We start from the raw sequence: 14655 nt of genomic DNA on the forward strand, positions 1-14655 counted from the left end.
TCTGTACAAAGATAACTGTATTATATTATGCAGTTACTTTAGAAACAACACCCGCACCAACTGTACGGCCACCTTCACGGATCGCAAAGCGTAAGCCAGCGTCCATTGCGATTGGGTGGATTAATTCTACTGACATTTCTACGTTGTCACCAGGCATAACCATTTCAACGCCTTCTTTAAGCGAGATCGCACCAGTTACGTCAGTTGTACGGAAGTAGAACTGTGGACGGTAACCGTTAAGGAATGGAGTATGACGGCCACCTTCGTCTTTAGAAAGTACGTATACTTCTGCATCGAATTTAGTATGCGGTTTGATTGTACCTGGTTTAGCAAGTACTTGACCACGTTGAACGTCTTCACGTTTAGTACCACGTAGAAGAACACCACAGTTCTCGCCCGCACGACCTTCGTCAAGAAGTTTACGGAACATTTCTACGCCAGTTACAGTTGTTTTAACTGTATCTTTAATACCAACGATTTCAACTTCTTCGCCTACTTTCACGATACCAGTTTCAACACGGCCAGTTACTACTGTACCACGACCTGAAATTGAGAATACGTCTTCGATTGGCATAAGGAATGCTTGGTCGATAGCACGTTCTGGTTCTGGGATGTAAGAGTCAAGAGCTTCAACAAGAGCAACTACAGCATCTTCGCCGTATTGACCAGCTTCACCATTAAGCGCTGCAAGAGCAGAACCACGGATTACTGGAGTGTCGTCGCCTGGGAAGTCATAAGTAGAAAGAAGTTCACGAACTTCCATTTCTACTAATTCAATTAATTCTTCGTCGTCTACGATATCGCATTTGTTTAGGAATACAACGATATAAGGTACACCTACCTGACGAGAAAGGAGGATGTGTTCACGAGTTTGTGGCATTGGACCATCAGTCGCCGAACAAACAAGGATCGCACCATCCATTTGCGCAGCACCAGTAATCATGTTTTTAACATAATCGGCGTGACCTGGGCAGTCTACGTGAGCGTAGTGACGGATTGGAGAATCGTATTCTACGTGTGAAGTATTAATTGTAATACCACGTGCTTTTTCTTCTGGTGCAGAGTCGATTGCAGCGTAATCTTTCGCTTCACCACCGAATTTTTTTGCACACACAGTTGCAATCGCAGCTGTTAAAGTCGTTTTACCATGGTCAACGTGACCAATTGTACCCACGTTAACGTGCGGCTTATTACGTTCAAACTTAGCCTTAGCCATGCTTTTCTTCCTCGTTTACGTCGAACACAATTCTGAGTAAAACCCAGCTCCGACATATCGCCTAAAAAAATAAACACCCAATACTTGAAAAGCAGACTAAAAAGCCTGCTTCTGGAATCTTGCGCAACATTTAAAGTTGCTAAACTGTAAAATCTGGAGCTCTTATCGAGATTTGAACTCGAGACCTCTCCCTTACCAAGGGAGTGCTCTACCACTGAGCTATAAGAGCAAATATAAGCACTTCAATAGATATGGAGCGGGAGACGAGGGTCGAACTCGCGACATGTAGCTTGGAAGGCTACCGCTCTACCAACTGAGCTACTCCCGCACGATGTTGGTACAAACCACTTATTGAAGTCTTAAAATTGGTGGTGAGGGAAGGATTCGAACCTTCGAAACTTTCGTAGCGGAGTTACAGTCCGCCCCCTTTGACCGCTCGGGAACCTCACCATTTTACACTTACTTCAGTGTTGTTCTCTCTACTCACTCTCAAACTTTCTAAGATGGTGCCGGCACACGGATTCGAACTGTGGACCTACTGATTACAAGTCAGTTGCTCTACCAACTGAGCTATGCCGGCGTTTCTTAGTGTTTCGTACGTTTCGTATCGGAACGGTGTGCAGTTTAGCAAATCTTGAAATCCTTGCAAGTGTTTTTTCTAAAAAAAACGTGAAAAACTCATAAAATCAATCCATTTGATGATAATTCAACCGCTTTGATCACTGCGCGAGCTTTTATTTGGGTTTCATTCCACTCTGATTCAGGATTTGAGTCGTACACCACCCCTGCTCCAGCTTGAACATAGACCTTATTTTCACGAATTACACAGGTACGAATCGCAATCGACATGTCCATTTCGCCATGCCAGCCTAAATAACCAACAGCACCACCAAAAATTCCACGTTTTACTGGTTCAACTTCGTCAATAATTTCCATAGCACGGATTTTTGGTGCGCCTGAAAGCGTACCCGCAGGGAATGTTGCCTTAAAAACATCCAAAGCATCGACATCATCACGTACTTCACCTTGCACATTTGACACAATGTGCATGACATGCGAATAACGTTCGATCACCATTTGATCAGTCACGTGAACTTTACCGATTTTAGAAACGCGTCCAACATCATTTCGCCCCAAATCGATCAACATCAAATGCTCTGCAATTTCTTTTTCATCAGATAGCAAATCTTTTTCTAGCGCTAAATCTTCTTCTTTTGTTTTACCCCGTGGTCGCGTTCCCGCCAAAGGACGAACTGTTGCCACACCATTTTCTAAACGGGACAAAATTTCAGGTGATGAACCGACGATATGAAAAGGAATGTCATTTTCTAGTGTCTGCCCTTGCACCAAGAACAAATATGGCGATGGATTGAGGTGACGTAGTGCACGATAGACCTGCAAAGGCTCACCATCAAAATCGGATACCATACGATGGCCCGGCACAACCTGCATCACATCACCGGCTTTAATGTACTCTTTTACTTTCGCAATAGAGTCAATAAAGTTGTCATGTCCAGTGATGGATTCAAACTGTGGTGCAGTATGCTTATTTGCTTTGAGTGCAATTGGGGTTGCCAAAAGTTCTTCTAGCTCATCCAATTGTTGCTGCGCCTTGGTATAGGCCTCAGCATCATTTACATCGGCATGCACAATTAAGAATAAGGTATCCTTAAGGTTATCAAAGACGATGACGGTTTTTGATAGCATCATCCAAATATCCGGAATCCCGACCGGGTCAGCTTCTGGAACATTATTGAGCTTTGGTTCGATATAACGTACAGCATCATAACCAAAGTATCCAACCAATCCACCGGTAAAGCTCGGCAACGCTGGCAAATCTTGCTGTGTAGGCACTTTATATTGTGCTTGGAAGTCACGAATGTATTGAAATGGGTCAGCACATTGTTGTTTTTCAACCGAGCCATCAGCATGTTGAACGGTCAACTGCCCTTCATTACACGAAAATACGGTGGACTCGCCCAAGCCAATAATGGAGTAACGCGCCCAGTTTTCGCCACCCTCTACAGATTCAAATAAATAGGCTTGTTTATGTTGTTTTAATCGCGCAAAGACAGAAAGTGGAGTTTCTGTATCTGCCAAGCGCTGACGATATACTGGAATCAAGTTATATCCAGCAGTTTTCAGTTGTTCAAATTGAGTTTGTGTAGTCATTTGGGTTTCTCTATATTTCGCGTGGTCAATTTCAGTTAATTTCTTCTCATGCTGATTGAGTGACGCCATCGAAAACCTACACAGTTGCTCATTTTCACTTCCTTAACCCTACTTATTTCAACCCAATAATTCTTTTAAGTTATCAACCACGTGCTGCGGCTGACAATCTCGAATATTTTCACCATGATTATAGCCATAGCTGACCACAATACAATCAATACCCGCACGACGTGCTGCCTCGACATCATTGACAGAATCACCCACCATCAAAATTTGCTGTTTCGGCAAGGCATAATGCTCCGCACAATACTCTAGCTGCTTGGGATGTGGTTTACGCTCTTCAAAACGATCTCCGCCAATCACATCATCAAAGTATTCATGCATACCTAGTGCCTGCACAATACTGCGTGCCGGTTGCTCTGGTTTATTGGTCACACAAATCAGAATTTTCTCTTCTGCTTTTGCCCAATCCAAGAACGCTAGAATGCCGTCAAAGGGCTGCGTCAAAACACAAGGATCTGCATTGTAAATCTTTAGAAAAGTTTCCAGTAAAAGATGGTGCTGTGCGGCATCCACCTTCCCGGTCAAGTATTCAAGTACGCTATGACAAAACAATGAAGTTCCTTTCCCAATCCAGTTTCGCACCTGCGCTTCTGTGACCAACGGTAATTGCAACGCATTTAGACTCATATTCATCGCACGATGTAAGTCAGATGCTGAATCGACTAGCGTTCCATCCAGATCAAATAAAATCATTTGGCGTTCTGCTAAACGAACTTCAAACATAATGTCCCTCTATTTTTTTGTAAATTTTCCCCATAAAAAAGGCATGCCCATGCATGCCTTTTGAGGAATGTCTCGGTTTATTTAAACAAGACCCATGCAATAATTGCAAGAATGATTAAAACAATGACTGAGATTAAGCCCACAGAGGCATTTTTTTGCGCTTCATGCTCTTGCTCTACACATGTCGCTGGAATTTCTACATCACATGCTTCATTTTTCGGAACAGCAGTTACGTCAATTCCCTCAGGAATTGGTGCAGGTTTAGGCACACCTACATTGGTCGGCATACCATCACGAGTCAATTGAACCGAGCCATCTCGCTCTTTCAACTCTGGCATACCTTGATCATTCATTTGTTGTGCTGCGGTTTTAACAACAGGCTCTTGTGCCTTAGTTTCAGACGTGTTTGCTACAGACTCTTGTGCCACAGTTTCAGAAACTGCAACAGCTTCAGACGGCTGCTGAACAGGTGTAATTTCTTCTGTTTGCAACGCTTCAACGCTTTGTTCAATATCCGCTGGGATCTGAACAGCTTTAGCTGGAGCCAATAAACTAAACTTCACACTGGCAAACTGTACAATATCACCTTCTTTTAAAAGTGATTCACCAGTCAAACGGACATCATTAATAAACGTCCCATTGGATGAATTAAGATCTTGCAACCAGAGTGCCTGATCTTTCAGTACAAAGGCAGCATGTTTACGCGATACATCAGATTCTTGTAAAACAATATCTGCTTGTTGATGACGACCCACCAACATATCTCGCTCAATACTAATTTCTTGTCCTGTTAAATCACCAGAAATTGCTTGAATTTTCCAAGTCATGAAGTTAATTCTCTATTGCTCGTTTTTTTCATCATAGCATGCTGTGGTTTCAAAGCTAAACCACCCTGCTGTCTCACCTAAGGCGTGCCCGCCACTTTGCCATTCGGTACGGTAATGGTTTCGCGCTTCACCGCAGGCTCAATGGCTACTGGCGTGGAGACCACTGCCGCTGGCTGTGTCGTTTGCGGTGCTGTCGGTACCGTCTTATACACAGGGGCTGGTGCTGTACCCTTTGAAACAGGTATGCGCTGCTGATACACATCATCAACATTTTCAGGCAATTTCGCAAAATTACCATCATTATCCAGTGCCAGTTGCAGACTATAGAGCTGACTGTAACGCTGCTGAGACATTCTCTTCACATCGGCAGAATTTCCAACAATAGTCGGATGAATAAAGATCAGTAAATTGCGTTTACTGTTGGACTTTCCTTCCGAGCTAAAAAGTTTACCCAGTACAGGAATAGCCCCCAACCCAGGAACCGATTGGCGTCCATGCAATGTATTGTCCGAGATCAACCCCCCCAACACAATTGTTTGACCATGCTCTGCCAAGATCGAGGTTTTGATCGCGCGTTTAGTCGTAACCAAATCCGACGCTTGACCTTTATTGTCTTTTACATCAGAAACTTCTTGCTCTACCTCTAAACGCACCGAACCACCGTCGCCAATATGCGGCACAACTTTTAAAGTAACACCGACATCTTTACGCTCAATCGAGGTGTATGGATTGGCTGTGCCACCATTGGTGGTGACCGAACCTGTCACAAATGGAACGTTTTCACCCACCACAATATAGGCTTCTTCGTTGTCCATCGTCACAATCGACGGTGTAGATAATAGATTCGATTTGGTTTTTTCTTTTAAAGCCTGAATCATCGCACCATAGAGTTTGCGTGAACCATCACTACCTTCACGATAATCACCAAGGACCAAAGAAGTACCGGCACTCACCGCGCTACCTGCACCCGCAGCGCCGCCAGTTAAATATCCTGCGGCAATATTTTTTAAACTCGAACCAAAGTTATCAAAGTTAATTAAGCCGATACCACTACTGATATCACCCAACGCCCATTGCACACCGAGTTGATCGGTATCCGTGCCTTCGACTTCAATAATCGCCGCTTCGATCAGCACTTGCTGACGACGAATATCAAGCTGTTGAATCGCGGATTCGATTTCACGCATGAGCTGCGGATCTGCTTTCACAATCAGTGCATTTTGTGTGGTATCGGCAATAATACTGACGCCATTGGCATTAAAACTTGAAATACCATTTTGCGTATTATTGGAAGAGTTATTGCTGTTGAGGTTAATACCTGAACTGGTGTTATTTTGTGAGCTGAATGACTGTGAATTCGAACTGTTACTATCATTCATTAAACTGTTCATCGTGCTGCTATTTGAGCTATTCGACGAATTCGTACTCGAAACAGCTTGCCCCGTGACCAAGCCTTGTAAGATTTCTGACAGGTTTTTTGCACTTGCATACTTCAAACGGAAGACTTTCAACCCACCTAATCGATCTGCCGCAGGTACATCTAAGGTTTCAATAATCTTACGAATGCGTTTACGTGTCGCTGTATCACCTTTAATGATAATGCGATTGGTTCGATTGTCCGCGATAATACGAATTCGTGACCCTTTCGGGTCTTTTGATGCGCCGGTCGAACTCATCGACTCTAACAGTCCAATCATTTCTTCGGCCTGACTCGATTGCAGCGTCACAGCTTCGATATCATTTTGACCCGTTCCATCTAAATTACGAATAATCGTTTCGAGCTGATAAATATTACTTGCACGGTCTGAGACGATCAGCGCATTAGTCCCTGCCACTGCCGACAAATGTGCAAATTGTGGCATCAATGGGCGCAACGCTGGAATTAAGTCGTTGGCATTAGTGTTATCAAGCCAAATTACTCGGGTGACAATTTGGTCTCCAGACGCACGGTGGCGCGCATCATAAGGAATGCCCGAGCTTTTTACATTACTGTCTGGAACCAGTTTAATGGTGTTGCCTGATGGAATCGCCACCACACCATTCACATTCAATACACCGAGAAACAGGTCATAGACTTCATTTTTATTTAAAGGCTTATTGGAAATAACCGTTACATTTCCTCGTACCCGTGGATCAACTGCAAAATTTTTCCCCGTGATATCTGCGACTTCATTAATGAATGCCGTAAGATCTGCATCACGTAAATTGATTTTCCAAGTTTGTGCATAACTTGCTGTGCTGACCATAGCAACCAAGGGCACCATGGCATAGGCAGCTAAAGTTGAACGGTTATTATTAAATAAAGCCATATACGCCTGTGTTTCCTAACCCTATAAAGTGATGAGACATCACTAAAAATCCTGTTGTATGGTCATCACTTGATCACCACGTTTGACTTCAAGTTTCACCTGCCCTTCACGGCGGGCTTGTTCTAATAATTGCGCCTCAGATTGTCCCGCACCGACCGCCTGCCCATTTAAAGACATGATGCGGTCACCCGGCTGCAAACCCAATTTATTCCTTAAGGCAGCAGGTGTTCGGTTTGAAACCTCAAACCCACCATTACCTGATGGATTTACCCCCATTTCCTGCATATATTGTTCACGATTTTCAGTCATGCGTTGTACGGCCTGACCAATCGCGGACTGCGTTGTGCTTTGCCCTAAATTTACAGGATCAGTTGTATTTTGCATGCTGTTATTCTGCAAAGATCCGCCTGATGTTGCATTGGCTGTAGGGACAATCGGTTGATCTAATCCGTTTTCAATACCTTGGAACACCAATTCACGCCGTGCACCATTACCCTGCGTTAAAATCACCTTATCCCAATAAACTTCAGCCAGTTGATATGATGAACCTTGAATGGTTTCTCCGACCAAATAGCGATCTGAACTCTCATTAACCTTAATCACTGCTGACGAGTAGCGACTTGGCTGTCCCACCACCACACCTTGCAATACCATATTTAACTGCGCGTCAGCTGCTGAACTACGATTTTCCTGAAACAAGGCAAAAGAGCTAATATTAGGAACTTGCGTTTGCTGTGAACCCAATTCAACTCGGTCTAACTGCATGGCTTGTGGCGGTGCAATCAATAACCAAAATAAAGCGGCTAACTTCCAGCACAGGTACAAAATTATTAAAGCCAAGACCACAGGTGCAAGTCGATCTGTTTGCTTCCAATTGATCTCGCGGATTTTTTCGAAATAGTCAGTCATCAGTTCACCCCACTCAATAGGGGTTGACGTGAACTAATCACATACGTATCTAATCCGGCCTTACCTTCATAGGAAGCAACATTCATCAAAAAGCGCTGGGTTAATTGCACATCCAACATGAGGTCTGGCTCAAGTGACAAATTCATCATTTTTTGTTCACGTTGATCTCGAACATCAATCGATAATTTGCCATTATCATCTTTTAATTGGGCCAACATGGCAGGCACATTCATTGACTCTTGACGCTGTGCAAAGCTAAAGGATAAATCCCCGCCTGCCCACTGCATCTCACCTGATGACTGACTAAATCCCTGTTGTGGCTTATATTTAAACTGCACATCATTTAATTGAATGGCATTCGTTGGCCATTGCCAATCGGCAAAACTTTTTAAGGTTTCAGGAGCAATTTGACCCTCTAAGTTTTTAATACTAATACTTTTACCAAAACCATAACCCATCACACCTTGTAGTTTGGTATTGCCACTATGAATCTCAACATTTGCACCCAAGCGCAATAAAATCAAATCCCACGGGCGTGTGCTCCAGTTTAGCGAGCCTTTCAAATTTCCTCGTGTCCAATCTGCTTGCCCATGCCAAATATTGCCACTGACGTTATGTAGCATTTGGTTATTTTTATAAAATTTTGTAATGAGCCAAGCTGCAGGTACTTGCAGCATAACGAAAATTAAAAAACTGATCGCAGCAAAAATGAGCCACCGAATATTATTAGTTTTATTGATCATCCCACCACAACCGATCCATCAATTTTTTTCCATCATTTAAACATTTTTCTTTATAGACACATTATGCATACTTTTTCTGCATAGCCAATTCAAAGAGATAAAAAAACCAGGCATTTGCCTGGTTTAATTATCCTGAACTCAGGATATGACGATTTCATGAATTATTCTTAAATTAAGAAGTCTTCTAGTTTCGCGCCTTTTTCTAGCTCAGCCACTAACCAACGCGGTTGTTTACCACGACCGGTCCACGTGTCATCTGCATTGGTTTTGCTACGGTAACGTGGCTCAACAGCTTTACGAGTTGATTTTTTACGTTTGCTTGAACCAAATTCAAGGATTTGTTCAACACTTAAATCTAAATTTTCTGCAATTTCAATAATACGGTTGTATGCATCTTCAATCGCTTGATCTTTTTTAGATGCAATCAGTGCTTCAGCTTCTACTTGAAGCTTCTTTAACTCTTCAACTGATAAATTACTAATATCAGGCATAATCTTTAACTCCGAAATTTCATTTTAATAATGCTTATGAAAACTCGCTCATAATATTATAATAAAATTTTTATTCAATAAATAATTTTCATTTTACTACAATATTTTAACACGACTCCTTAAAATATATAAAGTTAAATTGTATTTAGATATTATTTCCGACTGAAATCTCCAAAGCTTTTATTTTAGTTTTTATACTTTCTGGAATTGAAGTTTTTTGTAGGGTAGTTTTATCCACGCACACAATAACCGCATCGCCTGTTGCAACGATTTTTTGTTGCTGTTCACTCCATAATATATAACGCATACGAAATGCACTATTTCTTAATTCTTCAACGCGCGTTGCCACTTTTAAAATATCAGGATAAACCACTGGGCTTAAATATTTACACTGGCTTGAAGCCACAACCGTAACCACAGACTGATTAAATATATCCAACTGATCTAAATAACCAATCCGCGCACTTTCCATATAACGATAATAATGCACGTTATTTACATGACCAAAAGCATCCATATCCCCCCAAGCGACGTGTTGAGTATGAACCAATGAATATTGAGCTAAATCTTCTTGCATATAATGTCCTTATATTCGAATTTCCATAAAATTGGCATTATTTTCAAATATTAAATTTAATTGTTTGATCAATTCATCCTGCTGATTTAAGGCTGACTTGATGCGTAAATAACTCATTAATACATCATCTGGATATAATTCTAACAATGCATCTGCTTCAGCTTGGCGTGCTGTCGCTTGGTAAATATTCCATTTTGCAAAACTAAAAACAGGCAGCGCAGGATACTTTTCTTCCCAACGTTGAATCTGCTGTTCTACAGCCACATAATCAGGGTTTTGCTTCAGCATTTTTTGCTGGAACCACAAAAAGAACACTTCTTTGTTAAATTGCTGTTCCAGCAAATGAATAGCCAATTGCTCATGTTCCTGACCCATCTCTGGCATACGAGACAAGACTTTCAACCATAGCACTTTGACCGCATATTTACGCTCTGTAATTTGATCTTGTAAGTCCAAATAACGCTGTTTTAAATACTGTAAGTCATCGACATCAGCTTGATCAAATGCAGATAATAATTGTTCCAACCAAGCTTGTTTTGTCAACTCATCTAAATGTCCATAACGTGTTGAACGTAAATACAACCAAGGAAACTGCAACGCAAACATACCCCATAGCATGGTTAAGCGCTGCTCATAGGCACTACTGACTTTTTGCAACCATGGTGATAATTCATGTTGATTCAAAAATTCGAGATGCGTTAAAGCCTTTTCACCCTCTTGTTGAGATAAATAAATTTCAATCCGTTGCAATTCTGCAAGCTCAAAAGCCATTGGATTGGTCTGAGTTAATGCATTTAATGCTGTTTCATATTGTTGCTGAATCCAATTTAAACGCGCATCGATCACCCCTTTTAATAATCCAGACTCAGTAAAAGCTTGCTGAATAAAGTTTTTTTGATCTTGCGCAGCATTTAAAAGCCAAATGACAGCCAATTGCTCATAGGGATGTAGTTTATTAAAACTAAAGACCGTTTCAGATTTACGTTGTTCTCGACTTAAATAACGTTTAACCGCATACCAAAACATTTGCACGATCAAACTCAGGAGTGCCAGCAATAATGCTAAAAACCAAATATTGGATTGAACTTGCCATTCACGCCAGTATAAATACACATAGCCTGCACCATGCCCAAAACTCAGCAAACTAATAATGGCAACAACCAATAAGCTAATAAATAAATAGGCCAATAAAATATGTTTCATAGTCGATTATCCTATGAGTGCCCGAGTATTTAACAGCGGTACAGAAATAACCGGAATGTCCTTTAATTGTTCTAAACGTTGGCGTATTGGTTTTAATGAAGCATCTGGCAATTGCTGCATAATTTGCATAATTTCAGTGATTTCTTGTTGAAATTGAGGATATTGTCCTTGATTTAAAACCTGCTGAGCCAAAATTAAACGTAACTGCATTTCTTTTAATACCAAGCTACGCTGCATTAATACGGGACTCGGTTGTTCGACTGATTCGACTTGAATCCATTTTTGCCAAAAAGAAAGACCTTTTTGCTGCTCTTTTGAACTATAGGGCTTTAATATTTCTTTTTCTAACAATTGATCGATCGATTGCAGAGTATTTTTCACTTTATCAGACTGCAACTGACGCTCTGTCACATATTGCTTTAAGGTTTCACGGTCTTTTTGAATCACCTGATGCAAACTCATGCGCAGTGCAGGTGCCAAGCTCAACTGATCTAATTGTTGGTCTAATTGGTTTAATTTTTCCAAGGCGACAGCAAATTGTTGTTGCTGCATGGCAAATTCAACCAAATCAAGTTGCTGGCCCACAACCAACATCGGCTCAATACTATGGGTCGCCTCAGCAGCAATCGAAGCATTCGATGTCGTTGCAGCCGACATCTCGGTCGTTCTGCCGCTCAACTGTCGTTTCAAAGCCACAACCTGATCATTCAAACCGGCATTGCGCTGTTGCAATAAAGTTTGTTGTTGCATCAGTTCGGTTTGTTGAGCATTGACTTGAAATAGATCAAAACTGAGTTTAGCCAACCAAAGTACGGCGACAATGACCACAACGACAAACAACTTCTTCATGTATTTCCCTGCACGACTTGCACATGCTGCAATATGTGTGTCGCGTTTAAATCTTCGAGTTGAATAATTTTAAAATCTTTGTTCAGTGTTATACGACTTTGCTCAAGTAGCTCGAACAACCTTACACCTAAAACTAAAAAATGTGCATGACTCAGCACTGATAAATGCGACTGAATCAAGTCAAGCCAATTGAGCCAGCTGGCCTCACTGGTAATCAACATACAATATGGAGATGACAACTGATGTTCAGAAATGAGTGTTTTTACTTTTTGGATGGTCTCTTCTGGTAGATGCCGTTCATATAGCACAAAATTGAGAACCTGAATGCCACGTGCTAGCAACTGCTGCATCATAAATTGACGACCACCTTCACCGCGCCAAAATGCTACACAAGCCCCGGCCTCTAATTGTTCTAAATGGCTTAAGGTGAGCATTCCCTCCGAGGTTTCCACCTGCGGTACGACACTGTGAATACCATAATCAGCCAGCTTTGCTGCAGTTGCATCACCGACGGCAACCCATTGAATATGTTCGAGCTGCTCAAGTGAGATGCCTGCTTTACGCAAACCTTGCATACCAAAGGTGACCGCAGAGGGGCTTACTACAACCAATACATCCGCAGCACTCAACTGGGCGTAGCACGCTGCCAATGCTTCTGACCATGCCCGTGGCTTGAGCTCAAGTAATGGAAGCTCAGCCACAGCAACACCCGCAGAGCGCAGCGTCAAGCTAAGCTGCGTTGCACGATCTGCTGGACGTGTATTGATAAAAAGCATGTATTAATACAATGCCTTTAAAATTTCACCTGCACCTTGGGCTAACAAGTCTTGTGCCAATTTGACACCGAGCTGTTCAGCTTGTTCAGGAAAACCTACTTGCTGTGCTTTCAACAAGGTTTGACCGTCAACACTACCGACACGACCTTCCAAATGAATCTGACCATTTTCTAAGGTTGCATAACCTGCAATCGGTACTTGGCAGCCACCTTCTAGATATGCATTAAATGCACGTTCTGCGCGTACACAGGCATTGGTCTCTGTATGCATTAAGGGCAAAATTAAATCCAATACAGTTTGATCTTGGCTACGACATTCTAGGCCCAATGCACCTTGTCCAACTGCAGGTAAACTCACAACAGGCTCAAGAGTATGACGAATACGCTCTGCTAAACCCAGACGCTTCAACCCTGCACTCGCCAAAATAATCGCATCATAGTTGCCCGCATCGAGTTTAGATAAACGCGTACCCACATTGCCACGCAGATCAATAATCTCAAGATCAGGACGTTGTTTTAAAATTTGGCATTTGCGGCGCAAGCTCGATGTCCCAACCTTCGCACCTTGTGGTAAATCATCAAAACTGTTATAGGTATTTGAAACGAAAGCATCTAATGGATCTTCACGCTCACAAATCACGGCCAAGCTTAAACCTTCAGGCAATGCCATCGGCACATCTTTCATCGAATGAACTGCCAAGTCTGCACGACCATCCAACAACGCCGCTTCTAATTCTTTTACAAATAATCCTTTTCCCCCAATTTTGGCTAAAGGGGTATCTAGAATCTTGTCACCTTGAGTCACAAAGGTCACCAACTCAACTTTCAAATTTGCATGAAGTGCTTCTAAGCGTGCACGAATATGTTCCGCCTGCCAAAGTGCAAGCGGGCTTTGTCGAGTTGCGATCTTAAGGATATTCATAAATTTTTAAATACAGTCTATAGGGCTATTATTCTAAACTTAACTTGCTCAGTTGAAAATGCAAGCTTAATTCGCAATGTGCTTTGACCCTTGCCCTATAATTTTTGTATTCGCTCACGTAAATTCGGTAAATGTCGACGGCTGACCGCCAAACGTTCTTCTAAATCTCGACAACGCACCTGATATTGCCCTGAGCTTACGACTTCTAAACCATCTAAAAAGCTCACAGACACCAAGGCATTACGATGGATGCGTATAAAGCGATCACCAAATTCATGCTCTAAATCTTTCAGCGTTTCATCAATGAGTACGCTGCCATTTTTGTGCCGAACAGTGACATATTTCTGATCTGCAAGAAAATAGTAAATATTTTCCACAGGTACCAACTCTACACCACGATAGGTCTTTGCCGCGATTTGATGGCGGCTGATTTTAATTTCGTCCATATTTTCTTTTTGTTTTATCGTGCTCAATTGAGCTTGGGTTAATTTAGTTAAATGATCTAAAACCTGCTGCAATTCCTGTTGCATAACTGGTTTTAGTAAATATCCCTCTGCATTCGATTTAAATGCATCAAGTGCATGATGATCATATGCAGTGCAAAAAATAATAGCGGGCATGGGGTCTAATTCACGCAACAATTTCGCGCAAGTCAACCCATCCATTTCAGGCATTTGTATATCTAGTAAGATGACATCAGGCTCGAGGCTTTGAGCCAAGTCAATCGCTTGTTGACCATGTGAAGCTTTCGCAACCACTTGATGTCCAAGTTGAGTGACTAAACGTGACAATCGCTCTACTGCTAGAGGCTCATCATCACAGATTAGGATGTCCATTTCTCCTCCTTATCTCGTTAACGTCATTTATTTTTATTGG

At 42.0% G+C, this 14655-nt stretch carries 14 protein-coding genes and 4 tRNA genes; all 18 read right to left on the minus strand.

Annotated elements, in window-relative coordinates; genetic code table 11:
• Positions 1-25 precede the first annotated feature (25 nt).
• Positions 26-1216, minus strand: a complete 1191-nt coding sequence (tuf, locus tag LXF01_RS14945; protein WP_180077405.1) for an elongation factor Tu — start codon at positions 1214-1216, stop codon at positions 26-28.
• 154 nt (positions 1217-1370) lie between these two features.
• Positions 1371-1445: transfer RNA gene (locus tag LXF01_RS14950), tRNA-Thr, on the minus strand.
• Between the two features lie 23 nt (positions 1446-1468).
• A tRNA-Gly gene (locus tag LXF01_RS14955) sits at positions 1469-1544 on the minus strand.
• Between the two features lie 38 nt (positions 1545-1582).
• Positions 1583-1666 (minus strand) — tRNA-Tyr (locus LXF01_RS14960).
• Positions 1667-1720: 54 nt separating this feature from the next.
• Positions 1721-1796, minus strand: a tRNA-Thr gene (locus LXF01_RS14965).
• Positions 1797-1894: 98 nt separating this feature from the next.
• On the minus strand, positions 1895-3388 hold the full coding sequence (trpE, locus tag LXF01_RS14970; protein WP_078193306.1) for an anthranilate synthase component I: 1494 nt from the start codon (positions 3386-3388) through the stop codon (positions 1895-1897).
• 117 nt (positions 3389-3505) lie between these two features.
• The gene (gene gph, locus LXF01_RS14975; RefSeq protein WP_111886013.1) at positions 3506-4174 is read right to left on the minus strand and encodes a phosphoglycolate phosphatase; all 669 of its coding nucleotides are present in this window, start codon (positions 4172-4174) and stop codon (positions 3506-3508) included.
• A gap of 77 nt (positions 4175-4251) precedes the next feature.
• Entirely contained in the window at positions 4252-5001 is a 750-nt protein-coding gene (locus LXF01_RS14980) for an FHA domain-containing protein (protein ID WP_233944651.1), read from the minus strand.
• A 77-nt stretch (positions 5002-5078) separates the two neighbouring features.
• A complete protein-coding gene (gene gspD, locus LXF01_RS14985) occupies positions 5079-7310 on the minus strand; it encodes a type II secretion system secretin GspD (protein WP_233944652.1) in 2232 nt (743 codons plus the stop codon).
• A 42-nt stretch (positions 7311-7352) separates the two neighbouring features.
• Positions 7353-8219 carry a type II secretion system protein N gene (locus LXF01_RS14990; RefSeq protein ID WP_233944653.1) on the minus strand — a complete coding sequence of 289 codons (867 nt, stop codon included), beginning with the start codon at positions 8217-8219 and terminating at the stop codon, positions 7353-7355.
• Positions 8219-8962, minus strand: a complete 744-nt coding sequence (gspN, locus tag LXF01_RS14995; protein WP_180092862.1) for a type II secretion system protein N — start codon at positions 8960-8962, stop codon at positions 8219-8221. The genes LXF01_RS14990 and gspN overlap by 1 nt, the downstream gene beginning before the upstream one ends.
• Positions 8963-9129: 167 nt before the next feature.
• Positions 9130-9456, minus strand: a complete 327-nt coding sequence (locus tag LXF01_RS15000; protein ID WP_180078124.1) for an H-NS histone family protein — start codon at positions 9454-9456, stop codon at positions 9130-9132.
• Between the two features lie 142 nt (positions 9457-9598).
• Positions 9599-10030, minus strand: a complete 432-nt coding sequence (locus LXF01_RS15005; protein ID WP_233944654.1) for an acyl-CoA thioesterase — start codon at positions 10028-10030, stop codon at positions 9599-9601.
• 9 nt (positions 10031-10039) lie between these two features.
• On the minus strand, positions 10040-11233 hold the full coding sequence (locus tag LXF01_RS15010; RefSeq protein WP_233944655.1) for a heme biosynthesis protein HemY: 1194 nt from the start codon (positions 11231-11233) through the stop codon (positions 10040-10042).
• A gap of 6 nt (positions 11234-11239) precedes the next feature.
• A complete protein-coding gene (locus LXF01_RS15015) occupies positions 11240-12082 on the minus strand; it encodes a hypothetical protein (protein ID WP_180078016.1) in 843 nt (280 codons plus the stop codon).
• Entirely contained in the window at positions 12079-12858 is a 780-nt protein-coding gene (locus LXF01_RS15020) for a uroporphyrinogen-III synthase (RefSeq protein ID WP_180078014.1), read from the minus strand. Before LXF01_RS15020 ends, LXF01_RS15015 begins: the two co-directional genes overlap by 4 nt.
• Positions 12859-12861: 3 nt before the next feature.
• Positions 12862-13779 (minus strand): hydroxymethylbilane synthase, encoded by a 918-nt coding sequence (gene hemC, locus LXF01_RS15025; protein WP_111886004.1) that lies wholly within the window; start codon positions 13777-13779, stop codon positions 12862-12864.
• 95 nt (positions 13780-13874) lie between these two features.
• Positions 13875-14615: a LytR/AlgR family response regulator transcription factor gene (locus LXF01_RS15030; RefSeq protein WP_078190465.1), complete on the minus strand. Its 741-nt coding sequence runs from the start codon at positions 14613-14615 to the stop codon at positions 13875-13877.
• Positions 14616-14655: the final 40 nt, after the last annotated feature.

Origin of the sequence: Acinetobacter sp. SH20PTE14, from assembly GCF_021391555.1 — a bacterium.
Lineage (GTDB): Bacteria > Pseudomonadota > Gammaproteobacteria > Pseudomonadales > Moraxellaceae > Acinetobacter > Acinetobacter amyesii.